Here is a 24,029-nt window from a genome sequence, read left to right on the forward strand (position 1 = left end):
ATTTCAACTGAACTAAGCCAAATGTAATGAGGCAGCTTGGTTATTCGCGCAGTGGCTACCAGCGTTACGTCCCGTGACCACTCCTTCAGCCACGGCGCACGCTCCTAGGCGACTTGCACCGTGAATACCTCCGGTTGCTTCGCCTGCCGCATAAAGCCCAGGGATAGGTTTATTACTGACTAAATGCAGCACTTCCGATGCTGTATTCACTTTTACGCCCCCCATGCAATAGTGCACTTTGGGCCACATCCTTACTGCATACCATGGGCCCTGCTCTAACTTCATCGCTTTTTGCATCGGGCGGTTAAACTCATTATCTTTACCTTGGGTGACGGCATCATTCCAGCGAGCCACTTGTGCTTTGAGCGCCGCGGCTGGGATCCCATAAAGTTCGGCTAACTCATCTAAATTATTGGCTTTTTGGATAACTTTGTATTTAAGGCCCCAATCCAGAGTCTGGGCATTTTTTGCCCCCTCAGCGTTGGTGAAGCCTATGGGGTAGACTGGCTGACCGTCAGCATCACGACGAGTCATAATGGCCTCGGCGCGTGCTTTACGATCGGCAAGCTCATTAAAGAAGCGCTCACCAGTTCGCACATCGACCACGATGCCACTGGGGTAGGTCGCGATAGTGTTAAACTGCGATGCCGTACCGAAACCTTTTTCGTCTGGCGATGCCCATGGACCGAGTTGAATTTGATCTAAATGTATGGGATTTGCACCGAGTAACATCATCTGCTTTAAGGCTTCAGATGTGGCGCCAGCGTGGTTAGTAGAATCCAGTTCACTGGTCAGTTTTGGCTGTTGCATCTGGCGATATTCGATGTCACGACCAAAGCCACCTGTGGCCATAATCACTCCTTTACGCGCACCAATGTTCACCATTTTACCTGTTCGTTCCTTCGGGAAATAATAACCTTCGCGAACTTCGACGCCGATCACACGCCCAGTATCATCTTTAATAAAACCTTCTAATTTGGCTTGGTTGCGCATGGCGATACCATGTTTTTTAGCCGCACTAATTAATGGTCGGATAATGCCGGCACCAGAGCTTTGTACTGTTTGCAACACCCGAGGAATAGAATGTCCACCGAAATGTTGTACAAATGGTTTCCATTGCACCCCGTAGTTGGTGAGCCATTCACAGGATTCGGCTGTCCCGTTACAGACGAGTTTAAGCATTTCGACATCATTCATGCCACGGCCCGCTTCCAACATGTCGGTAACCATGGTATCTACTGAATCTTCAATCCCCTCTTTCTTTTGTAAAGGAGAGCCCGCCACGGCCATTGCACCACCGTTAATAGTGGAGTTTCCGCCAAATACAGGCATTTTGTCGATGACCATCACACTGGCACCGGCCTCTTTAGCTTGTAATGCGGCAGACATGCCAGCAAAGCCGCTACCCACGACTATCACGTCGACTATCTCATCGAACTTAACTTTTTCTTGTGGCATACAAGCGGCATTGGCAGACAGTGGCATCGCAGCTCCTAAACTTGCGACAGCCATGGCAGCACCACCTTTTAACAGTTGACGCCGTTCAGGGCTTGCCAATTTTTTTTCGTTCATATTCAATGCTTCCCTATTACTATTTTTAATGATGTATCGAAGCGATTAAGGGTCGATAACATAAAGGGAAAACTGCAGTGACTATGCCAACTACCTAAAAAGAGGGGGGGATTAGGCAATCTATGAACGAGAGCACAGAACCACGAAATACAATGATTTATTATCACGAAACTTCGTGACTACCTCGACATATCAATGAAGAAACAATTCTATTACCAAGCTACTCAGTGCTTATGCAGCAGTTTATCGCTGGAAAATGCTCTGCAAAATTATTACGAATATGTCAAACAACACCTGCCTATCGATGGCATTTTTCTTAACATCTATCGGCCTGAACATGGTGACATTCAATTCTTGGCACATGCCAATGATTCACACGCCTCGGCGATAGATAAACAGGTAAAAATTTCACCCGAAATGGAGGAGTTACTACAGCAAAATGACCGCCCCATTATCCGTATCATTAATGATATTCATCTCGATAAAGTTACCCATTTTGTGGCTCCTCACCTCGTACCTGATATTCAATCGGTTATCCTGCTGCGTATGATGAGCAGCAACACTCATCTGGGAGTGGTCGGCTTTTACTCAAAAAAAATCGGTCAGTTTAAACCTCTACACGCAGATTTAATCGAACCGCACAAGGATACTTTTTCTTTAATTACCGCCTTTAACCTACGGGGTCGAAATTTACTCAGAGCCAATCGAGCACTCAGCCAGGAGAATGTGAATTTGAAACGCGCCATATTCTCGGCCGATGGCGTAGTGGGCAGCGAAGCTGGATTGAAGAAAGTCATGGAAAAGGTGGCCGCAATTGCGCCACTCAACACCAGCGTATTAATGCAGGGAGAAACCGGCTGCGGCAAAGAGGTGATAGCCAACGCAATTCACGCTAAGTCCAATAGAACGGGAAAACCCTTTATTAAGGTCAACTGCGGCGCCATTCCTGAGTCTTTAATCGATTCCGAGTTGTTTGGTTATGAAAAGGGGGCCTTCACCGGCGCAGAAACACGCAAAGCAGGCTATTTTGAGCAAGCCAATGGCGGCACGATTTTTTTAGATGAAATTGGCGAACTACCACTATCGGCGCAAGTCAGATTGCTGCGCGTATTGCAAAACAGCTCAATAACTCGCGTCGGCGGTTATGAAAGTATCGAGCTAAACATTCGTGTGATTGCCGCGACTCACAGAAACTTACAAGCCATGGTTCATGAGAAGACCTTTAGAGAAGATCTCTGGTATCGTTTAGCTGTATTCCCGATAGAAATCCCTGCGTTACGACAACGCAGATGCGATATTCCATTGTTAGTTCAACACTTTATTGAAAATTTAGCCGCCAAATTTAATCTAGAGAAGTTGCCTAGAGTCACACCGGAGCAGTTGAATGTGTTAAATCATTACAGTTGGCCGGGCAATGTACGTGAACTGATAAATGTGCTTGAACGAGCCATAATTCAACAGCCCCACGGCCCATTAAACTTTGATTTATTGCAAATGGGAACCGAGGATCAAGTGGTTAATCAAGTGGGCCAAACCATTATTATCGATCCTAGCCATGCTAGCGATAAGCTAGTGCCGCTGGACACCATGATAAGCAAATACATTGGTCATGCTATGCGTATCACTGGTGGTAAGTTATATGGCCCCGGTGGTGCAGCGGAGCTGTTAGATATCAACCCCAACACCCTCAAGAGTAAAATGAAGAAATTGGGATTATGCTAACCTTTTTCTCATTAAAAAAACCAAAAAGAAAAGCCTAAAACAACTTTCATAAAAGTGATTTTAGGCTTATGGAAAAGTGAGCACAAGGTCGATGAATACTGTAGTTATTCGGCCACCTCGGCTTTTTTAGTAATGAGCTAGGCTAGAAAAAATAACGAATACCAACCGAGTAGCTGTTATCTTGTAGTTTTTCAAAACTCTCATCGTCCATATCGCTGAAGTCGAGTTTGGCTTCGGCAAACATAATAGTGTCGTTGCTATAACGATAATGTAGACCAACTACAGCAAATTGACGGGTCCAGTCACCTTGGATAGTGGTTGAGGCATCGGTATCTAAATCTTGATAAGACAACAAAAAGCTAGGTACAAAGCCGTTTTCATACTGATAAGCAACTAAGAACTCGCCACCGGTTGAGTCATATAATTCGCCTGCGACCAACTCATTTTGCTTGCTCTTATGCGCATTGAAACCTAGGTATAACCCGTCAGCCTCACGATTAGGTGCATATTGATAAAATGAGCCATACTGCGCACCCACACCCACGATCTCATTAGTGTCATCAACAGTCTCACCGGCTAACTCACCTTCAAATTCACCGCGATTGATACCGGCTAAGACTTTGAATTTATCACTGAAGTGATAGGTCACACTCGCACCATAACTCGTGTCGAAATTGATGTGTGAGCCATCATTTATCGCCATACCGTCTCGGTCAAATAGCGATACATCGCCATTTTGTTTAGCCGCATACTGTAGTGCAACGCTTAAGTTACCAAACGAATTACGGTAAACGAATGCCGAGTCGGCACGGCCAGCGCCCGTTAACCCACCATCACCAAAGGTGTAAGCACCGACGGAATAACCTGTATAGACGTTGAGCACATCCGTAGTATAAGCCACATCATAGTAGGCGCCCCACTGTTTACCAAAGGTTAAACTTCCCCACTTATCATGTCTAAGACCGACATAACCTAAACGGTTAAATAAGAAATCTGAATCTTTCGAGGCGCCTAACTGGCCACCAGTATAATTGAGGGCATCATCACTTGTGACCATGTTAATCCCCCACTCAGTGTGAGCGAAACTGCGCCAACCATTTTTTTCTGTGCGATCGAATCGAAAGCCAACACGAGAAAAATTATCAACCACAGCAGTATCATTTGTATCATTGATGGCCGCAAAACCAAGCCAGCCCATCATATTAACGCTGTTAGTTTGATCATTGTATATCTCAACGGCCTGCGCCGATCCCATCATTAATATGGAGGGTATTAAAAGCGCTAACAGTTTCTTGTTCATATCATTTCCCCAATTTATTCTTGTGTTATAGCGTATTGGCTAATTCCAATAACACTTAACAGCAGCTAACGTGCCAAAGCGGGAAATGGGGGGATAAAGGCGCATAAGTTGAAGCAAGATCGACTAATTACGAAATATCGTTAAAGAACGTCTTGAAATATCGTGCTAAAGGTGAAATATCGTTAATGATGTTCATTAATATATAAGGAAATTCTTGCCAATTTAAGGAGTTAATTCCACTTCATAACCTTACGATGCTCTCGAAAAGGCCTGTAATAGGTGCAAAAATTAGCTTGACACACGCATCATTAAGGCCATTAAACGAGCGATTATTATCACTTAAAGCAACAGGGAGATAACACTCAAGTGGGGGGTATAACATCACAGTAGGATAAGGTACGAGTTAGGCAGGCGACTCAAACTAATGCCAAAGTGCCTGCAGATGAGTTTAAAGGCGCCCCCTAACCGGCAAAGTATACCACCCCTTGCAGGCACAAAAACGCAAAGACGCCCGCTAAGACATCATCGATCATGATGCCAAAACCACCATGCACCTTGGCATCGAGCCATTTGATCGGCCATGGCTTAAGGATGTCGAAAAAGCGAAACAGCACAAATCCCAGCAGCAACCATTCCCAGCCTGCGGGCGCAGCAGCTAGGGTGATTAACATACCGACAATTTCATCCCACACGATGGCGCCGTGATCATGTACACGCATATCTTTAGAGGCTTTATCACAAATATAAAACCCCACCAGCATCAATAACAGCGTCACACCAAGATACCAAGATAGCGAAAGGTAGCTCATCAGTAGGTAGAGCGGAATGGCCGCCAAACTACCATAGGTTCCCGGGGCTTTAGCCAGTAGACCCGAGCCAAAGCCCAACGCTAAAAAGTGGATAGGATTAGTAAGAGAGAGTCTGCGCAGCAGTGGATCGGTCGAGCGTAACTTCATGATGTAAAATGCTCAAAACTAAAATTGATTGGCTTAAATGTGGCGCCCTCTTTCATCAAACGCAGTTTGTTGCCTGTGGAGATCTGGCCGATTTTAGCAAAAGAGACCCCAGCATGAGCCAGTGATGTTTCTAGGGCGCCGCGCTGTGATTCCGGCACGGTAAAGAGTAATTCATAATCTTCCCCGCCCGTCAAGGCATAGCTAAGCGCTTGCTCATACTCAACCGACTCCCTCATGGCTGCCGACAGCGGTAGCTGATCGACATCGACAATCGCACCCACGTTAGAGTGTTTGAGGATGTGGCCAATATCGGACACCAAACCATCGGATAGATCGATGGCGCTCGAGGCGAGATTCCGCAGCGATTGCCCCGCCAAAACTCTTGGCGTTGGATAGTAATGCCGTTGAATTAAATACTGCGCGGCATCGCCACTCAGCGTTTGCTCGCCCCGTAAAATGGCTAAGCCTAACGCTGAATCACCTAAGGTGCCTGTCACATAGATCCAATCGCCATTGTTCGCCCCACTGCGGGTTAACGCTTTGCCTTTAGGGACTTGGCCATTGATGGTGATGGTGATGGATTTCGGTCCACGCGTGGTGTCGCCCCCCACCAGAGCAACGCCATAATACTCGGCAGCATCATTTAAGCCTTGGCTAAACGCATCGAGCCATGCTTCATCTATGTTAGGCAGGGTAATGGCCAAGGTCATCCATGCAGGCTCAGCGCCCATGGCGGCTAAATCAGATAGATTAACGGCCACCGATTTATAACCTAATGCCTTAGCGGGCATGTCGGCCAAGAAGTGGACATTTTCAACGAGGGTATCGCATGAGATAGCGATAGATTTATGTTCAGCGGGATTAACCAAGGCACAGTCATCGCCAACACTTAATGCTACGTCGCGGCGAGCTTGACCGCGCTCAGCAAAAAAACGCTCAATTACGTTAAACTCTTTCACAGTTTGACAACCATTATAAAGTTAATGTCATACCCCACATCCATGCAGGCGACACCTAGGGAATATTGTTTTTCAAGCTTAGTGATGGTTCAAACTCAATGCATTAAGAGCAAGACTTAAAATCATAAAGTCTAAATCATAAAGCTTGAGCCATAAGGCTTAAAAGCTAAACCAAAGGCTCATCAGGGCGTGCTGCATTGAAACAAATCACTATGGCAACAGGGCTTAGCGAGTATGGTGCTGTTTAAACCACTGGCAAAGCATGACTCGAGTCATAGCCACACCTTGCCAACATCACTCATCAAGGCGCAGAAACAAGCGTGAAAAATCAACAGAACCTAGCGATGATAACAAAAAAAACGGCATCCTAGGACACCGTTTCGACTATCACTTTCTACCGACTATCTTATCGAGAATGCCATTAACAAACTTATGGCCATCTTCGGCACCAAAGGCCTTAGCTAGCTCAATCGCTTCGTTAATCGCAACCTTGAAAGGCACGTCCTTGCGGAAAGTCAGCTCATACGTCGCAAGACGTAATACTGCTTTTTCGATAGGTGAAACCTCATCGAACGGACGCTCAATATGAGGGGTAATTAACTCATCTAACTGGGCGCACTTGATGGTGGTTCCCGATAGCAATTCACGAAAATAGCTAACATCGACACCATCGATTTTTTGCTCAGTGAGAAATTCATGCTCCACATCGGCAATATTATTTCCGCTTAGCTGCCATGAGTAGATAGCTTGTAACGCTAGACGGCGGGCTTTACGGCGCTCTGAAGGTTTCATTCTTGTTCCTAATCTTACAACTGCTGTTCTAGTTCTTGCAGAACATTGACCATTTCAAGCAAACTAAGAGCCGCTTCGCCGCCCTTATTACCCGCTTTAGTACCTGAGCGCTCAATGGCTTGCTCAATGGTATCTGTGGTCAACACACCAAATGAAACAGGAAGATCAAACTCAAGCGCTACCTGAGCCAAACCTTTGTTACATTCGCCTGCAACAAAATCAAAATGGGGAGTACCACCACGGATCACGGCGCCTAGCGCAATGATACCGTCAAATTTACCGCTTGCCGCCACACGACGAGCCGCAAGAGGCAACTCTACAGCGCCAGGCACACGTACAATCGTGATATTGTCATCTGCAACTTGACCAAAGCGCTTTAGCGTATCTAACGCGCCATTAAGCAAACTCTCAACAACAAAGCTGTTGAAGCGTGAGATCACGATGGCAACTTTGGCATTTTTCGATTCGATATTACCTTGAACTACGTTCATTTATCTTACCTAAATTAGCTTTAACAAACCCGGCACGGGAAAAAAGAGGCCGTATAATACCACAGCACACGACGTTGATCCCCATGCAATTTAAACCAAATGAGTTAATTTACTCACATGAGTATTAATCAGCAATATATTCAGTGACTTCTAACCCAAAGCCCGACAGCGAATGGTAACGCTTTGGCGAACTCAGCAGGCGCATTGTGGTGACGCCCACATCGGCCAATATTTGCGAGCCAATGCCCACTTGGCGTGAGGTGCCTTGCCATTGTGCTGGGGCTGCGGCTTCGCCTTTATCTTGAGCCTCAAATGCTTTGACCTTGGCCAAAATTTCACTGCTGTGCTCTTGATGACCCAGTAAGACTAATACGCCGTCTTCATCGGCAATACGCGCCATGGCTTTTTCGAGTGGCCAGCTGCGTTTTTCGTCGCGCTCAGAGTGAAGTAAGTCATTAAAGGTATTTTGCAGGTGTACCCGCACTAAGCTGTTTGGCTTAACGTCACCTTTAATAAGGGCATAGTTAAGTTGATTGTCTATGGTGTCACGGTAGGTGATCATCTCAAACTCACCAAAACGGGTTGGCAATTTGCACTTAGCCTCGCGCACCACTGTGGTCTCTTTGGTATTGCGATATTCGATTAAATCGGCAATGGTTCCTATTTTTAGGCCATGCTTTTCGGCAAAAACCTCAAGATCGGGACGACGCGCCATGGTGCCATCGTCATTAAGAATTTCAACGATAACAGCTGAAGGCTCTAAACCTGCAAGACGGGCAATATCACAGCCCGCTTCGGTGTGACCTGCGCGCACTAAAACGCCACCTTCTTGGGCCATCAGCGGGAAAATATGCCCTGGCTGCACAATATCGGTCGGCTTAGCATCTTTCGCCACAGCCGCTTTAACGGTCACGGCTCTATCTTGAGCAGAAATACCGGTTGTCACCCCTTCAGCAGCTTCAATCGACACGGTAAAGTTAGTCGAAAATTGCGCGTTATTGTTGGCGACCATCAAGGGTAAATTCAGCTGCTGACAGCGTGCTTTCGTCATGGTTTGGCAAATTAAGCCGCGTCCGAAAGTGGCCATAAAGTTGATCGCCTCAGGGGTGACAAGATCTGCCGCCATGATAAGATCGCCTTCGTTTTCTCTATCTTCGTCATCCATCAAGATAACCATTTTGCCTAAACGAATATCTTCGATAATCGCTTCTATGCTATGTAGTGCCATTGTTAGACCTTGAAATGTTCTTCTAGTAATAAATATTTAATCTGCTATTGGCGGGCATTACCAGCCTCTATCTTAAAAAGCCTGAGCGAGCTAACAGATCCATCGTCACTTCTGGGGCTTTGCTAACAGTTTCATCTGCATTATGCCCCGAATACATCATTAAACGCTCTAAATGACGTGCAATCAGATCCACCTCGATATTGACGCTATCGCCAGTTTTTAAGTTGATAAGGGTGGTTTCACCCGCGGTATGCGGCACTATGGTTAATCGAAAACGTTCGCCTTGCACCTCATTCACCGTCAGGCTAACGCCGTCGATAGTAATGGAGCCTTTATGGGCGATATAACGCGCTAAGCCTTGAGGTGGCGTTAACCAAAATTCGATCGCCTTACCACGGTATTGCCTGTCGTCGACGTAAGCGACCCCATCCACATGACCACTCACCATATGACCGCCTAAACGTGTGGTCGGTGTAACGGCTTTTTCTAAATTGACCGCTTGCCCCACTTGATAATGGGCAAAACCGGTTAGCGACACTGTCTCGGCTGAGATATCGGCAACATAACCGTCGCTTAAGCATTCCACCACGGTGAGACACACGCCATTGGTGGCAATGCTATCACCAAGTTTGACATCGCTTAAGTCCAACTTACCACTGGCCACGGTGAGACGAATATCGTCACCACGGCGCTCAATTTTCCTTAGATTTCCTACTGACTCAATGATCCCAGTAAACATCTTTACCTACTTGGTTGTTCTGCACTTGATTAGGAATGTGCACTTAAATTAAATGTAAAACGCGTATCGACACCGACCTTGCGCTCATCAGTTAACACTAACTTAGGCAGTTGCGCCATCTGAGTATAGTCGGGCAACAGGAGTAAATTACGCCCGTGGCCGCCAAGCAATTTAGGCGCTTGGTATAAGACCAACTCATCGGCCAGTTGCTGTGCCATAAAAGCTCCCGCTAAGGTGGCACCAGCTTCGACCATCACGCTATTGCACGTTTGGCCTAAATGCGCCAGCAATGCTGCGAGCGGCACGCGCCCTTCTTGGGCGTCAAGCTGTAAATGGCTCACATGTGGTGGCCATGAGGCCTGTACCGACGGGCTATAAGGCCTGCAAGACACCAATAAGATAGGTGATGGAATGGCCAGTAATGTTGCTTGGCTCCCTAGCCGAGCCTGACTATCGAGCACCACCCGCAATGGCTGCTTTAACAGCTCAGCAGGCAGTGAATCGGCTAGGCTACCGAGCTCTTGATGGCGCACATTCATGCTGGGATCATCTTGCAATACGCTATCGATGCCAGTTAGCACCGCACAATGACGCGCACGCATTCGCTGCACATCGCGGCGGGCATTGGCACCGGTTATCCACTTCGATGTGCCATTGGACAACGCCGTTTTACCGTCTAAACTGGCGGCCAACTTGATGCTCACCCAAGGTAATCCAGTCGCCATACGCTTCATAAAGCCTTGATTCAGCGCGGCCGCCTCATCACGCAGCAGATCGATATCGACCTCTATGCCTGCTTGCTGCAGCATCTTAATCCCCCGGCCAGACACCTGCGGATTAGGATCGGTTACCGCCACCACTACTCGCGCCACTTGCGCATCGATTAATGCCTGTGCACACGGCGGGGTACGACCATAGTGGCTACACGGCTCTAGAGTAACATAGGCGGTTGCTCCTTGGGCTTGCTCGCCAGCCATACGCAGTGCATGCACTTCGGCATGGGGGCCGCCCGCGGCAATATGATAACCTTGGCCGACTACCTTGCCTGCCAAGCTGATAACACAGCCCACGCTAGGGTTGGGTCGAGTGGTATAGCGCCCTTGACGCGCTAACTTAATGGCTTTTGCCATCATTTCAATATCGAATTTTGACCACACCATGTGCCATATCCATGCAATCTAATGATTAATAATCGGTTTATTTGGGCGACTTAGGACTCTGCAGTTTCGCAATGGCGTCACCAAACTCGGACACATCTTCAAAGGCGCGATACACAGAAGCGAAACGGATATAGGCGACTTTGTCGAGGTTGACCAAGTGGTCCATCATCAAGTTACCTATCATCTCAGAGGTGACTTCACGCTCGCCAGTGGCGCGCAGTGTCGACTTAATCTTGCTTAGTGCCTGCTCAATTTCATCCATAGATACCGGACGTTTCTCGACTGCGCGTAACATGCCGCCGCGCAGCTTTTCTTCATCGAATGGCTGGCGACTACCGTCTTGCTTAACCACTCGTGGCATGACTAACTCGGCGCCTTCAAAAGTGGTGAATCTTTCATGGCACTCAAGGCATTCACGGCGACGGCGAACCTGGTGGCCATCGGCAACCAAGCGAGAATCGATCACCTTAGTATCGGTTGCGCTGCAAAACGGACAATACATTGAGCCTCCAGCATAAAAGCACTTAAACAGATCGGTTGGCATACATAAAAAGCCAACTGAGAGATACAAAAATGGCCGCTATAATAGCGGCCATCGAAGTTTACCTGATTTAACCCTTAAGGTTAACCGTAAACGGGGAACTTAGCGCACAAATCAAGTACCTGGTTTTTCACCTGCTCGATAGTAGCTTCGTTGTTGATGTCATCGAGCACATCACACATCCAGTTCGTTAACTCAACCGCTTGCGCTTCTTTGAAGCCACGACGAGTGATCGCTGGCGAGCCAATACGCAGACCCGAGGTCACAAAAGGTGAGCGAGGATCGTTAGGCACTGAGTTTTTGTTCACTGTGATGTTGGCACGACCAAGTGCAGCATCAGCGTCTTTACCTGTGATATCTTTAGCAATCAAATCAAGTAGGAATAGGTGGTTATCGGTACCGCCAGACACTACATCATAACCGCGCTGAATAAAGGTGTTTGCCATCGCTTTCGCGTTAACAACCACTTGCTCTTGGTACGTTTTAAACTCAGGCTCTAATGCTTCTTTGAACGCCACCGCTTTAGCCGCGATAACGTGCATCAATGGGCCACCTTGGCCACCAGGGAATACCGCAGAGTTTAGCTTCTTGTAAATATCTTCATCATCACAAGCCGACAAGATCAAGCCGCCACGTGGGCCAGCCAGAGTCTTATGGGTTGTGGTGGTCACCACGTGTGCATGTGGCAGTGGATTAGGATAGATACCCGCAGCCACTAGACCTGCAACGTGCGCCATATCGACAAACAGGTAAGCACCAACTTTGTTTGCGATTTCGCGGAACTTGCCCCAATCGATAATGCCAGAGTAAGCACTGAAACCGGCGATGATCATCTTAGGTTGATGCTCAACGGCAAGGCGCTCAACTTCGGCGTAATCAATCTTGCCTGTGGTTTCGTCGATACCGTACTGCACGGCATTGTATAATTTACCCGAGAAGCTCACGTGAGAGCCATGGGTCAAGTGACCACCATGGGCAAGGCTCATGCCCAAAACAGTATCGCCGCCTTGAAGTAGTGCCATAAATACCGCTGAGTTAGCTTGTGAGCCAGAGTGAGGCTGAACATTGGCGTAAGTGGCGCCAAATAGCTCTTTGGCGCGAGAAATTGCCAAGTCTTCGGCGATATCCACATACTCACAACCACCATAGTAACGCTTACCTGGGTAGCCTTCGGCATACTTGTTAGTCAGCTGAGAACCTTGCGCTTCTAGAACACGAGGGCTGGTGTAGTTTTCAGAGGCGATTAGCTCGATGTGCTCCTCTTGACGACGAGTTTCATCTTGGATCGCTTGAAACAGTTGTGGATCGAAGTCCGCAATATTCATCTCTTTTTTCAGCATTGGTCACTCCAGCTGTTAAAGTCTTATTTAAGTAGGGTTGCGCGGTATTCTACAGTGCAATTGATCACAATCCCAGCATTAGCAACATGAAATTAGCCGTAATTAAGCCTTAGAAATATTCATCCAAGCCCCCCAGTCGTCCCAATGCCGTAAGTGAGTCGTTGTTTGGCAAGCGGATTCTTTTTAAAAGCATAAAAGTGCTTATTTACAGAGTCTTGAGAAAAAACACTGTTTTCGTTTTAGGATAAACCTTGGGTGGCATAAACCGAAAAATCAGCCCAAAAGCAATTGATGCACACGCCGCCGGCGCCCATCTTCTAAAATACGATTTAAGTTCATACTCGATTGCAGTAGAATTGGCGCCATTGTTTTGTCGGAGAGTAAATTTGTTATGGCACAATTTGTTTATAGCATGCTACGAGTGGGCAAAATTGTCCCACCTAAAAAGCAGATCCTAAAAGATATTTCCTTAAGCTTTTTTCCTGGCGCCAAGATTGGTGTATTGGGTCTTAACGGCTCGGGTAAATCGACCCTACTGCGCATTATGGCCGGCCTAGATACCGACATTGAGGGTGAAGCCCGCCCCATGCAGGACCTTAAAATCGGTTACCTGCCCCAAGAGCCTAAGCTGGATGAACAGCAAACCGTACGTGAAGCGATTGAAGAAGCGGTCAGCGAGGCGAAAAATGCTCTTACCCGCTTAGATGAAGTCTATGCGTTGTACGCCGAGCCCGATGCCGACTTTGATGCGTTAGCCAAAGAACAAGGCCGCCTCGAAGCCATTATTCAAGCGCAAGATGCCCACAACCTCGACAACATCTTAGAGCGCGCCGCAGATGCGCTGCGTCTACCTGATTGGGACACTAAAATTGAAGTCTTATCGGGGGGTGAGCGTCGCCGTGTGGCCTTGTGTCGTTTACTGCTCGAAAAACCCGATATGCTGCTACTCGATGAGCCGACCAACCATTTGGATGCCGAGTCGGTCGCTTGGCTAGAGCGCTTCTTACAAGATTACACCGGCACCGTTGTGGCTATTACCCACGATAGATACTTCCTCGACAACGCCGCAGGTTGGATTTTAGAACTTGACCGTGGCGAAGGGATCCCTTGGGAAGGCAACTACTCTTCTTGGCTTGAGCAAAAAGATGCCCGCCTTAAACAAGAGTCGGCCACCGAAAACGCCCGCCAAAAAACCATTGCCAAAGAACTTGAATGGGTTCGCCAAGGGGCTAAAGGCCGGCAATCTAAGGGCAAGGCCCGTATGGCGCGTTTTGAAGAGCTTAATACTAACGATTACCAAAAGCGAAATGAGACGAACGAACTCTTTATTCCACCTGGGCCTCGCTTGGGTGACAAGGTGATTGAAGTCAACAACCTGACCAAGTCTTATGGCGATCGCGTCCTTATCGACAATTTAAGCTTCTCTGTGCCCAAAGGCGCTATCGTGGGCATTATCGGTGCCAACGGCGCGGGTAAATCGACCCTGTTTAAGATGCTTACCGGCGCCGAGCAGCCTGATAGTGGCAGCATCGAAATTGGTGAGTCGGTGAAGATTGCCTCGGTGGATCAGTTCCGTGATTCGATGAATGATAAAAATACCGTTTGGCAAGAGATCTCCGGCGGCCAAGATATCATGCGGATCAACAACACCGAAATCCCAAGTCGCGCCTATGTGGGTCGCTTTAACTTCCGTGGTGGCGATCAGCAAAAAATTATCGGCACGCTCTCGGGTGGTGAGCGTAACCGAGTTCATTTAGCCAAACTGTTGCAAGCGGGCGGTAACGTACTATTACTCGATGAACCCACCAACGATTTAGACGTAGAAACCTTACGCGCCTTGGAAGAAGCCCTGCTTGAATTCCCTGGTTGCGCCATGGTTATCTCCCATGACCGTTGGTTCCTCGACAGAATCGCTACCCATATTTTAGATTATCGCGACGAAGGTCAAGTCAACTTCTACGAAGGTAACTACACCGAGTACACCACGTGGTTAAAAGAGACCTTAGGCACTGAGGCCATCGAGCCTCATCGCCTAAAATACAAGCGCATCAGCTGATCTCATTTACGTTCGAAATCGCCAGCCCCATGCTAGCGAGCTCAGGTAAATAGGATAACGGCTTAAAGCCACCAAACGGAGACCCTAGGGTCTCCGTTTTCTATTAGCATCAACTTAGGCATATTTAAGGAGCTTATTTTAAATGACGTGTGTTTGAGACTGACATTATAACGCAGAAGTTTAAGGCTTATGTTTAAGGCAGGGATGAACAGACTTAAACGAGGTGAGTTTCATCAGATCTCTGGCTATCCTACAGCTCCTATTGCCCAGAGCTACCCCAACAAATACACACACAGCAATGCAAAATAGTGCTAACATCTCTGGCAACAACTCACAGCCACAAACCGAGAATTCGCGCGCTCAATACGTCCAAACCCCCGCGAGCGCCGACAGAATAAAAGAGAGAGACCTTTGAAGCCCCTGCAATCTATCCATTTGTTTTGGCTGTTATTACTCAGCCACAGTTCGCTTGCCACTCCACTGGCGCCCCAAGACAATACGCCTATCTATGATGGCCCCTATGTGTTTATCGAACCAGGGGCTGCCCAGCCGCAAACGGCGTACTGGATCTGCCACAATCAATTAGCTCAAACCCCGATTAAGCAAGCTAAGCTAAGCCGCCCCAGTGATTGCGCCCAATTGCCTGAGCCCACATTAAATTCCCATGCGACAGCGCTGTTACCCGATACTTATGAAGGGGTAAACAAAGTGATTGCCCTGAGCGATGTTCACGGTCAATACGATGTACTGATTAACTTGCTGCGTCGTCATAAGGTTATCGATAGTCAACTACACTGGGCCGCAGGAGATGCGCACTTGGTGATGACCGGCGATATGTTTGACCGTGGCCATCAGGTCAATGAAGTCTTGTGGTTTATGTATCAACTCGACCAGCAAGCCCAAGCCGCCGGTGGCCAACTGCATCTGTTAATGGGCAATCACGAACAGATGGTGATGCGCGGCGACCTCCGCTATGTGCATCCGCGCTATCAAACCGCCGGCGAACAACTGGGACGCAGTTATGATGCACTCTATGCTAATGACACAGTACTGGGCCAATGGCTTAGGAGTAAGCACACCATAGTCAAAATTAATGACACGCTATTTTTACACGGTGGCATAAGCCAAGAGTGGATCGATCGTAAATTAACCTTAAGCCGTGCCAATGCCTTGTATCGACAACATATCGATAAGTCTAAGCCCGAACTGAAGCAAGATGATTTACTTAACTTTTTATTTTTCGGCAATGGTCCCACTTGGTACCGTGGCTACTTTAAAGCTAACTTCACTCAACAGGAACTAGACAACATCTTGGCCTACTTTAACGTAAAGCGGATTGTGGTGGGCCATACCTCACAATCACAAGTGTTAGGCCTGTTTGATAACCAAGTGATCGCGGTCGATAGTAGCATCAAGCTAGGTGAGTCGGGTGAACTGCTGATTATCGAGGATAATCAATTAATCCGTGGCCACTATGATGGCGCGCGCTCAATATTGTAACTGTGCCTTACTTCTAGCGAGCCGCAGTGAGTAAAACGGTTAGTTGGTATGATAAAAGAGTGGTGTATCTGTCGTTAGGCATTACAGATACATACGCCATACCGCTGTCAATGACGGCGGTATGGCTGGCCAAACTAGACTGAAAAACCTTCCCCTAACCTCAAGCTTTAGTCCCTTGTTGCTGAGCCTCGATAGCCTGCTGTAACTGCGCCTCGACAAAACCTGGTGAAGTCGTGTGACCCGATATTAAGCGGTACATCGCAGGGATCACCAACAGGGTGATAAAGGTGGCGAAAGCCATACCGAAAAACACCACAGTCCCCACCGCAATGCGGCTCTCCGCCCCAGCACCAGTTGACATAATTAAAGGAACAGCACCAATTAAGGTGGTAAATGCGGTCATTAAGATCGGCCGTAAGCGCCGGGCTGAAGCATCGATAATCGCCTGCTCAATATCGCTACCACGATCCCGAAGTTGGTTGGCAAACTCTACGATCAAGATACCGTTTTTGGTCACCATACCGATCAACATGATCATGCCAATTTGGCTATAAATATTCAGTCCTTGGCCCGTAAGGTATAACCCGAGGAAACCACCAAACACCCCCATAGGCACAGTAAACATCACCACCAGTGGATTGATAAAGCTCTCAAATTGCGCCGCCAATACTAAATAAGCCACCAGCAAGGCTAATGCGAACACCACCATCACACTGCTTTGATTCTCTTTAAAATCTTTCGACTCGCCAGTATAACTCACCGAAATGTCACTGGGTAAATGTTCAATCGCCTTGGCATCGAGAAAGTCTAACGCCTCACCTAAGGTATGGCCCTCAGCTAAACTGGCTTTTAGGGTTATGGACTTCAGCTTATTGTTATGGCTCAGTTTATGAGCCGAAGCCACCTCGTCAATAAGCGTTATCGCATCCAGCGAGATCAACTCCCCTGTCGCAGTGCGCATATAGATTTGGCTTAAATCCGCCATGCTGTTAAAGCTGTCTTCATCTCCTCGCAGATAGACATCATATTCTTCACCGCGATCGATAAAAGTAGTTTCGCTGCGCCCACCTAACATCACCTCTAAGGTTTGCGACACTTCGGCGACGCTGACGCCCAATTGTGCGGCGCGCACTTTATCAACAGTCACCAACAACTCTGGCGTTGTTTGCGCATAATCTAAGTCAACACCTTCGAGCATTGGAGACAATTGAGCCTCCTGTTGCATAATACTGGCCCACTTAAACAACTCATCATAATCGGCACCGCCAAGCACAAATTGTACGGGCTCACTGGATTGCCCTCGAAACCCGGGCAAGAGCGGGTACACCATCACATCGGGGATCCCTTTTAATGCTTTAGCGACCACAGCCAATGCTTGCTGCGCATTAACGCTGCGATCTTGCCAGTCTTCCAACTGTATGATCACAAAGCCTGTGTTATCGCCGGCACGGCCACCAAAGGCGGGGGCTTGGATACTAAATGACTTAACTATCCCCTCGCCTAACAGCGGCATTAAACGTTGTTCGACAATATCGACATTGGCAGTCATGCGGTTATAACTGGTGCCTTCAGCCCCTTTAATAAAAGCAAAAATAACGCCGCGATCTTCTTGCGGTGCCAATTGTGCAGGTACCTGCTGCAGCAAGAGACCACTGCCGATAATACACGCTAAGATCACCAGCGGAGCCCCAGCACGCCATTGGACGGCTTGCGCCACACCGCGGCGATAATGCAACTCTAATCGGCTAAAGATCCTGTCCATCAAACGGTTAAAAGCATTAGGTTTAACATTGGCCTTGAGCATTTTACTGCCAAGCACTGGGGTTAATGTGAGTGCCACGATAGACGAGAAGATCACCGACATGGCCAACATGACAGAAAACTCGGTAAATAAGCGCCCGACCATGCCATCCATAAAAGAGATCGGCAAAAACACCATGACTAATACCGCCGTTGTCGCCACCACAGCAAAGCCCACTTCTTGGGCACCTTTGTAAGCGGCCAGCAGTGGCGGTTCGCCTTTTTCGATATGATGGAAGATATTTTCCACCACTACGATGGCATCATCCACCACTAAGCCAATAGAGAGAATAAGTGCCATCAAAGTCAATAAGTTAATTGAAAAGCCGAAATAGTGCGCCGCAATAAAGGAGGAGATAAGGGAAACTGGCACGGTGACGGCAGGAATGAGTGTGGCCCGAGCCTGACCGATAAAGATATACAGCACCAGTATCACCAGCGCCCCCGTAATGTACAAGGTGTTATATACCTCGTTGATGGAGCGATCGATAAAGATGGTCGAGTCATAATCGACCACCAATTGGGTCCCTTCAGGTAAAAACTTTTGCAGCTTATCGACCTCAAGGTGCACTTTTTTAGCGACATCGAGAGGGTTGGCATCTGACTGCGCCACTATGCCTAAACTAAGGTTAGGTACGCCGTCACTCTTAAAGGTGGAGTTTTCATTTTCGGCGCCAATAAACACCGAAGCCACATCTTTAAGGTAAATTGGAGTACCATCGCTTGCCGTACGCACTAACAGGTAGTCAAAATCTTCTGGCTGATGATACAGACGAGCGGTACGAACCGTCATGACGGTGACATCATTGCGCACCTCGCCCCCAGGGCTTTCAATATTTTCATTACGCAGCGCGGTAATAATATCGCTGGTGGTGACGTTACGCCCAGCCATCTGCTCAGGATTAAGCTGCACATACATTACTTTGTATAATCCACCAGAAAGAGTGATGGAGCTGACGCCACTGATCAGGCTAAACCTGTCTTCGAGCACCCGCTGCGCGTAATCGGTCAGCTGAGTACGATCCATGGTCGATGAGCTTAAATTAATGTAAACCGAAGGCTCACCCGAGCCATTATCTTTAGATACAATAGGGTCATTTGCTTCTTCAGGCAGGCGGCGCTGAGCACGGGCCACCGCATCACGTACATCACTGACCCCTTCGGTCAGATCCCAATCAAGATCGAAGGTCACGGTAATACGGGACATGCCATTACGCGTGGTGGAGGTGATCTCATCGATACCACTGATCCCAGTAAGTTCATCTTCGAGCACTGTGGTTATCTGGCTTTCCATAATGGTCGCAGAGGCACCTTCATAGGTGGTCATCACAGTCACCACAGGGCTTTCAACGTCGGGCATCTCCCGCACAGCCAACTTAGAAAAAGAGACCATACCGAACACGCATAATAGCAGGCTCAAAACGATGGCAACCACCGGGCGTTTAACCGAGACATCAGACAATAGCATTAGCCTCGCCCTCCTTGAGTTGCAGGCGTAACCCCCACATCATCACCGCTGGCCAAGGTCTCTTGAGTGCTTAAATGGGCTGAGGCAACCTCCTCAATTTTCAGGCCATCACGCATATTGACTAGCCCCTGCACCACTATCTTATCGCCGCTATTAACGCCTTCACTTATCAGCACTTTATCGTCAATACGTGCACCTAAGGTAACTTGTGTTCGACGCGCAACATTGTCACTGTCGATAATGTAAACAAAACGCTTAGTACCTGAATACTCTAGTGCTTGCACTGGCACGATTGGCTGTTTAATGGGTGCGAAACCAATATTGGCAGACATCAACATACCCGGTTTTAACTTCTGCTGCGGGTTATCGAAATTGACTCGCACCTTAAGGTTTAGGGTCTCTGGGTTGATACGCGGATCGATTGCCACTACGTGGCCCACAAAGCGTTCATCTGGCCAAGCTCGACTCGTTGCGGTGACCGACATGCCGAGTTGTAAACGTGACAGATAGAGTTCGGGGACTTGAATATCCAGTCGCATTGAAGCCAAATCATCTAAGCTGAGCAGCTCGCTCCCCACACTGACCATCTTACCAACACTAAAATCCACCAGCCCGGCCGTCCCCGAAAAAGGTGCGCTGATCAGGTGAAGCTCCAGCTCGGCTTGCGCCACTTGCAAGCGTGCCAAGGCGATATCGACACTGGCTTTTTGGGCATCGATTTCGGTTTGAGTGATAGCGTTATTACCAATAAGCTTTTGGAACTCTGTTAGCTTGCGTTGTTCATCTTGCCAATAGGCTTGCGCCTGAGCCACATTGGCTTTAGCTCGGGTGTGTTCGAGCACCACTAAGGTCTGACCCGCGACTATTGCTTGGTTAGCATCCACATTAATACGAGTGATTTTTCCCGCTACTTCGGCGGCTATCTGCACCGAGCGATTAGCCTCAAGCTTGCCAACTAGTGACAGATGCTGGCTCAACTCCTGCTGGGCAACGACTGATGTCACCACAGGAATGACTCGCATTTTTTTAGCCACTTGCTCACTCCCCTCTGTCGCTTGCGAGTCTAGGCTTGGGCTGAGTATAAATGGGATCAATAAAGCGGCTGATAAACTTAAAATAATAATCGTGCTGGTAGTTAAACGCGGTTTTTTCATTATTGATTATTCGTCGATTAAAAAGTCCATTAGAAAGTGGCTGTCATTTTAAAGGCAAATCATCGTTTATAGGGTAAATCAGTGTAAATGCACGCAAATCAGCACCAAAAAAGCAGCATCAGCAGATCAAATGAGCAACCAAATAGCACAACCAGAAACAAAAGTGGCGCACAATAAAAACAAATGGGTAAATTTCACACAGAAATAACTTGATCCAGCTCACGCTATTGCCATGGTTAAGATATCAAGCGTTGACTCCCCTAGATGACAAATAACAGATAAGACTTGGCTATTTCGAGCGCCAACGCATTCTGCTAGGCTTAGTGAATCCCATACAAGAATAAGACTTTCATAGGATAAGCCGTGACGGTATATTGGCTCGACCCTTCGATGCGCCAACAGGCGTTTATTTTTTACAAGCGTTATATGCCTCATGCCCGACTGCGAAAAAAAGAGCGCCTTGCGGTCAAATATTTCAACGATAATCCTCAACAACCAATAATTGCCGCGGTAAGGTTAAGAGCTATAGGGCCATATCAGTTATTGACCGGCATGTTGGTTCATCCAGACCATCGCAACCAAGGCCTAGCTCATCACCTAATGCGCTCACTGTCGCCTGAGCTCAATACCTGCGCCCATTTTTTATTTGCACTCCCCGAGCTAGAGCCTTTTTATCGCCAACATCAATTTAGCACCGAAGGCGTGTTCCCCGTAGAAATAGCGCAATTACATCGACGTTACCTTAATCAAGGGAAATCCCTCACGCCGATGTACTTTAACAACCAGCCAGATGATTAACTCACCAAATAATTCTCTCTTAATGATGCAATAGACGGATAATTCATCACTGAACAAGAGCCAGTAGCTACAACTAAAGTACTACCTATCGGTGTGCAATCATTAAAGGGAATACAGGGTTATCACTATGGTGGTGCAATCCTTGTGCTATAGTGGCGCAATCATGCTCAATTTCGGAACACTCCTTGAAAAAACTCGCCGTATTTGTCGATGTACAAAATATCTATTACACCTGTAAAGAAGCTTATGGCCGCCAATTTAACTACCGAAAACTCTGGCAACATTTAAGTTATGAAGGCGATATTGTCATCGCTAATGCCTATGCCATCCATCGTGGTGACGATGGCCAGCTGAAATTCCAAGATGCGCTCAAACACATAGGCTTCGATGTGAAACTTAAGCCCTTTATTCAGCGCAGTGATGGCAGTGCTAAAGGCGACTGGGACGTGGGTATTACCATTGATATCATGGAGTCAGCTGATGAGGTTGATAGCATTATTTTGCTTTCAGGTGATGGTGATTTTGCCCTTTTGCTACAACACATCAGCCAAAAATACCGACTGGAAACCCAAGTTTATGGCGTCCCCAAACTGACCGCGAAAGGGCTTATTGATGTGGCGGCACAATTTCATAATATTGATGCAGCCTTGCTGCTTTAAAACTCCGTCTTTTCTATTCGCTGATATCGACGCTAAAGAGAATCATAGATAACACCGCCATTCTACAAATAACCAAACGGGTTATTGACATTGCGCATTAGGGCAGTAGAGTTGTACCGTTTCGACACAAAAAATAGCCAAACCAGTTAGTTCACCTACATTTAGATAACAAATAACTCTTTGAAAGACAAGCGGATAAATTACTTTTTATTAATTTACATTGTTTGCCGTATTTATCGTCATACTCGCCCCCCAGTTGGTCTAGCACTGGCCATTACTTGATCTAAATCACACTTTTAGCCAGGTGAGCTTGTTAGGTTAGGGACAGTCAAACCAGAACGTTTAAATATCAAATTTACATACCTAGGTAACGTTTAAATACGAACCCATAATAAGGAGATTTTAATGGCTGCTAAATTTTTTATCCCATCAGTAAACGCGTTAGGGCAAGGTGCCGTTGACGATGCTATCGGAGATATCAAAACATTAGGCTTTCAACGGGCGCTGATCGTAACCGACAAGCCGCTCATGGATATTGGACTTGTCGGACAAGTAACTGAAAAACTTGGAAGCGCAGGTATCACCTCTACCGTATTTGACGGAGTGCAGCCTAATCCGACACTAGGCAATGTCGAAGCGGGTCTCGCGCTACTTACCGCCAATAAATGTGACTTTGTCATCTCGTTAGGCGGTGGTTCATCTCATGATTGCGCTAAAGGGATCGCCTTAGTGGCAACCAATGGTGGCAGCATTAAAGATTATGAAGGCTTAGACATGTCAACTAAGCCACAATTGCCCTTGGTAGCCATTAACACCACTGCCGGCACCGCCAGTGAAATGACCCGTTTCTGTATTATTACCGATGAAGCGCGCCACATTAAGATGGCCATTGTTGATAAGCACACTACCCCAATCTTATCGGTAAACGATCCAGAGTTAATGCTGCTTAAGCCTGCTGGCCTCACAGCAGCGACAGGGATGGATGCCCTGACTCACGCCGTAGAAGCTTACGTATCAACAGCTGCTAACCCCATTACCGATGCCTGCGCAATCAAGGCTATCGAACTCATTAAGGGTAACTTGGTAGAAGCCGTTGAAAATGGTAAAAGCATCGATGCTCGTGAACAGATGGCTTACGCTCAATTTTTAGCCGGCATGGCATTTAATAATGCAAGCCTAGGTTATGTACACGCAATGGCGCATCAACTAGGGGGCTTCTATGACCTTCCCCATGGTGTGTGTAATGCACTCCTACTGCCTCATGTACAAGCTTATAACGCACAAGTGGCTGCGCCTCGCCTAAAAGATGTAGCTAAAGCTATGGGGGTTAATGTTAATTCGATGAATGATGAACAAGGCGCCCAAGCAGCAATTGATGCGATTAAGGCGCTTTCAGTTGCGGTGAAGATCCCTGAAAATCTCAGCAAGCTCGGTGTTAAAGCAGAAGACATTCCAACCCTTGCCGATAATGCGCTTAAAGATGCTTGTGGTTTTACTAACCCTAAACAAGCGACCCACGCCGAGATTTGTCAGATTTTTGAGCGAGCACTTTAATACTGGCGATGCAAGCCAACGAGGGAACAAGCACCAGAAGAGTGGTGTAGCAAACTAGTTCTTTAGTTTTATTTACGCTAATATCCTTATTAGCTGGCTTTTTCCCTGCAACGATTTTACTTGCTATAAGCGCGCCTCAGTCGACGACTTGGCGCGCTTTTCTATTACCGCGATGTACAAGGTAAGATCAATACAGATAAGGGCAAACAGATAGACACGTCCCCCTAATTTAAGGTCAGC

At 47.4% G+C, this 24,029-nt stretch carries 19 protein-coding genes; 6 read left to right on the forward strand and 13 right to left on the reverse strand.

Annotated elements, in window-relative coordinates; translation table 11 throughout:
- Window positions 1–12: 12 nt before the first annotated feature.
- Window positions 13–1,572: a flavocytochrome c gene (locus tag DN599_RS04980; RefSeq protein ID WP_110456505.1), complete on the reverse strand. Its 1,560-nt coding sequence runs from the start codon at window positions 1,570–1,572 to the stop codon at window positions 13–15.
- Window positions 1,573–1,767: 195 nt separating this feature from the next.
- Between DN599_RS04980 and DN599_RS04985 the strand changes: the two genes are divergently transcribed.
- Complete coding sequence (locus DN599_RS04985; protein WP_110456506.1) at window positions 1,768–3,294, forward strand: sigma-54-dependent Fis family transcriptional regulator; 1,527 nt, start codon at window positions 1,768–1,770, stop codon at window positions 3,292–3,294.
- A 142-nt stretch (window positions 3,295–3,436) separates the two neighbouring features.
- Here the strand turns inward: DN599_RS04985 and DN599_RS04990 are convergent, their stop codons facing one another.
- The 10 genes from DN599_RS04990 to glyA all read right to left on the reverse strand — a co-directional run bounded on the left by DN599_RS04990 (window position 3,437) and on the right by glyA (window position 12,800).
- Window positions 3,437–4,594: a porin gene (locus DN599_RS04990; protein WP_110456507.1), complete on the reverse strand. Its 1,158-nt coding sequence runs from the start codon at window positions 4,592–4,594 to the stop codon at window positions 3,437–3,439.
- Between the two features lie 461 nt (window positions 4,595–5,055).
- A complete protein-coding gene (locus DN599_RS04995; protein ID WP_110456508.1) occupies window positions 5,056–5,550 on the reverse strand; it encodes a phosphatidylglycerophosphatase A family protein in 495 nt (164 codons plus the stop codon).
- Entirely contained in the window at window positions 5,547–6,509 is a 963-nt protein-coding gene (gene thiL, locus DN599_RS05000) for a thiamine-phosphate kinase (protein WP_110456509.1), read from the reverse strand. The genes DN599_RS04995 and thiL overlap by 4 nt, the downstream gene beginning before the upstream one ends.
- Window positions 6,510–6,896: 387 nt before the next feature.
- Window positions 6,897–7,301: a transcription antitermination factor NusB gene (gene nusB / locus DN599_RS05005; RefSeq protein WP_110456510.1), complete on the reverse strand. Its 405-nt coding sequence runs from the start codon at window positions 7,299–7,301 to the stop codon at window positions 6,897–6,899.
- A gap of 14 nt (window positions 7,302–7,315) precedes the next feature.
- Window positions 7,316–7,792 carry a 6,7-dimethyl-8-ribityllumazine synthase gene (gene ribH, locus DN599_RS05010; RefSeq protein ID WP_110456511.1) on the reverse strand — a complete coding sequence of 159 codons (477 nt, stop codon included), beginning with the start codon at window positions 7,790–7,792 and terminating at the stop codon, window positions 7,316–7,318.
- A 124-nt stretch (window positions 7,793–7,916) separates the two neighbouring features.
- Complete coding sequence (gene ribBA, locus DN599_RS05015) at window positions 7,917–9,020, reverse strand: bifunctional 3,4-dihydroxy-2-butanone-4-phosphate synthase/GTP cyclohydrolase II (RefSeq protein WP_110456512.1); 1,104 nt, start codon at window positions 9,018–9,020, stop codon at window positions 7,917–7,919.
- Between the two features lie 67 nt (window positions 9,021–9,087).
- Window positions 9,088–9,759 carry a riboflavin synthase gene (locus DN599_RS05020; protein WP_110456513.1) on the reverse strand — a complete coding sequence of 224 codons (672 nt, stop codon included), beginning with the start codon at window positions 9,757–9,759 and terminating at the stop codon, window positions 9,088–9,090.
- 29 nt (window positions 9,760–9,788) lie between these two features.
- Window positions 9,789–10,919 carry a bifunctional diaminohydroxyphosphoribosylaminopyrimidine deaminase/5-amino-6-(5-phosphoribosylamino)uracil reductase RibD gene (gene ribD, locus DN599_RS05025; protein WP_110456514.1) on the reverse strand — a complete coding sequence of 377 codons (1,131 nt, stop codon included), beginning with the start codon at window positions 10,917–10,919 and terminating at the stop codon, window positions 9,789–9,791.
- Between the two features lie 37 nt (window positions 10,920–10,956).
- Window positions 10,957–11,421, reverse strand: a complete 465-nt coding sequence (nrdR, locus tag DN599_RS05030) for a transcriptional regulator NrdR (protein ID WP_110456799.1) — start codon at window positions 11,419–11,421, stop codon at window positions 10,957–10,959.
- Between the two features lie 122 nt (window positions 11,422–11,543).
- Window positions 11,544–12,800, reverse strand: coding sequence for a serine hydroxymethyltransferase (glyA, locus tag DN599_RS05035; protein ID WP_110456515.1), 1,257 nt, complete (start codon window positions 12,798–12,800; stop codon window positions 11,544–11,546).
- 391 nt (window positions 12,801–13,191) lie between these two features.
- On the opposite strand from glyA, the gene ettA reads away from it, so the two are divergent.
- Together ettA and DN599_RS05045 are read left to right on the forward strand one after the other, a co-directional pair.
- Window positions 13,192–14,856: an energy-dependent translational throttle protein EttA gene (gene ettA / locus DN599_RS05040; RefSeq protein ID WP_110456516.1), complete on the forward strand. Its 1,665-nt coding sequence runs from the start codon at window positions 13,192–13,194 to the stop codon at window positions 14,854–14,856.
- Between the two features lie 444 nt (window positions 14,857–15,300).
- Entirely contained in the window at window positions 15,301–16,356 is a 1,056-nt protein-coding gene (locus DN599_RS05045; RefSeq protein ID WP_239473239.1) for a metallophosphoesterase, read from the forward strand.
- A gap of 160 nt (window positions 16,357–16,516) precedes the next feature.
- Here the strand turns inward: DN599_RS05045 and DN599_RS05050 are convergent, their stop codons facing one another.
- Window positions 16,517–19,624, reverse strand: coding sequence for a multidrug efflux RND transporter permease subunit (locus DN599_RS05050; RefSeq protein ID WP_110456518.1), 3,108 nt, complete (start codon window positions 19,622–19,624; stop codon window positions 16,517–16,519).
- On the reverse strand, window positions 19,624–20,778 hold the full coding sequence (locus tag DN599_RS05055; RefSeq protein ID WP_110456519.1) for an efflux RND transporter periplasmic adaptor subunit: 1,155 nt from the start codon (window positions 20,776–20,778) through the stop codon (window positions 19,624–19,626). The genes DN599_RS05050 and DN599_RS05055 overlap by 1 nt, the downstream gene beginning before the upstream one ends.
- 363 nt (window positions 20,779–21,141) lie before the next feature.
- Between DN599_RS05055 and DN599_RS05060 the strand changes: the two genes are divergently transcribed.
- The 3 genes from DN599_RS05060 to yiaY all read left to right on the forward strand — a co-directional run bounded on the left by DN599_RS05060 (window position 21,142) and on the right by yiaY (window position 23,789).
- On the forward strand, window positions 21,142–21,576 hold the full coding sequence (locus DN599_RS05060) for a GNAT family N-acetyltransferase (RefSeq protein WP_162599149.1): 435 nt from the start codon (window positions 21,142–21,144) through the stop codon (window positions 21,574–21,576).
- A 185-nt stretch (window positions 21,577–21,761) separates the two neighbouring features.
- Window positions 21,762–22,235 carry a LabA-like NYN domain-containing protein gene (locus DN599_RS05065; protein ID WP_110456521.1) on the forward strand — a complete coding sequence of 158 codons (474 nt, stop codon included), beginning with the start codon at window positions 21,762–21,764 and terminating at the stop codon, window positions 22,233–22,235.
- Between the two features lie 405 nt (window positions 22,236–22,640).
- Window positions 22,641–23,789, forward strand: coding sequence for an L-threonine dehydrogenase (yiaY, locus tag DN599_RS05070; protein ID WP_110456522.1), 1,149 nt, complete (start codon window positions 22,641–22,643; stop codon window positions 23,787–23,789).
- Window positions 23,790–24,029 lie beyond the last annotated feature (240 nt).

The sequence above is a fragment of the Shewanella algidipiscicola genome (genome assembly GCF_900380485.1).
In the GTDB taxonomy this organism is placed as follows: Bacteria; Pseudomonadota; Gammaproteobacteria; order Enterobacterales; family Shewanellaceae; genus Shewanella; species Shewanella algidipiscicola.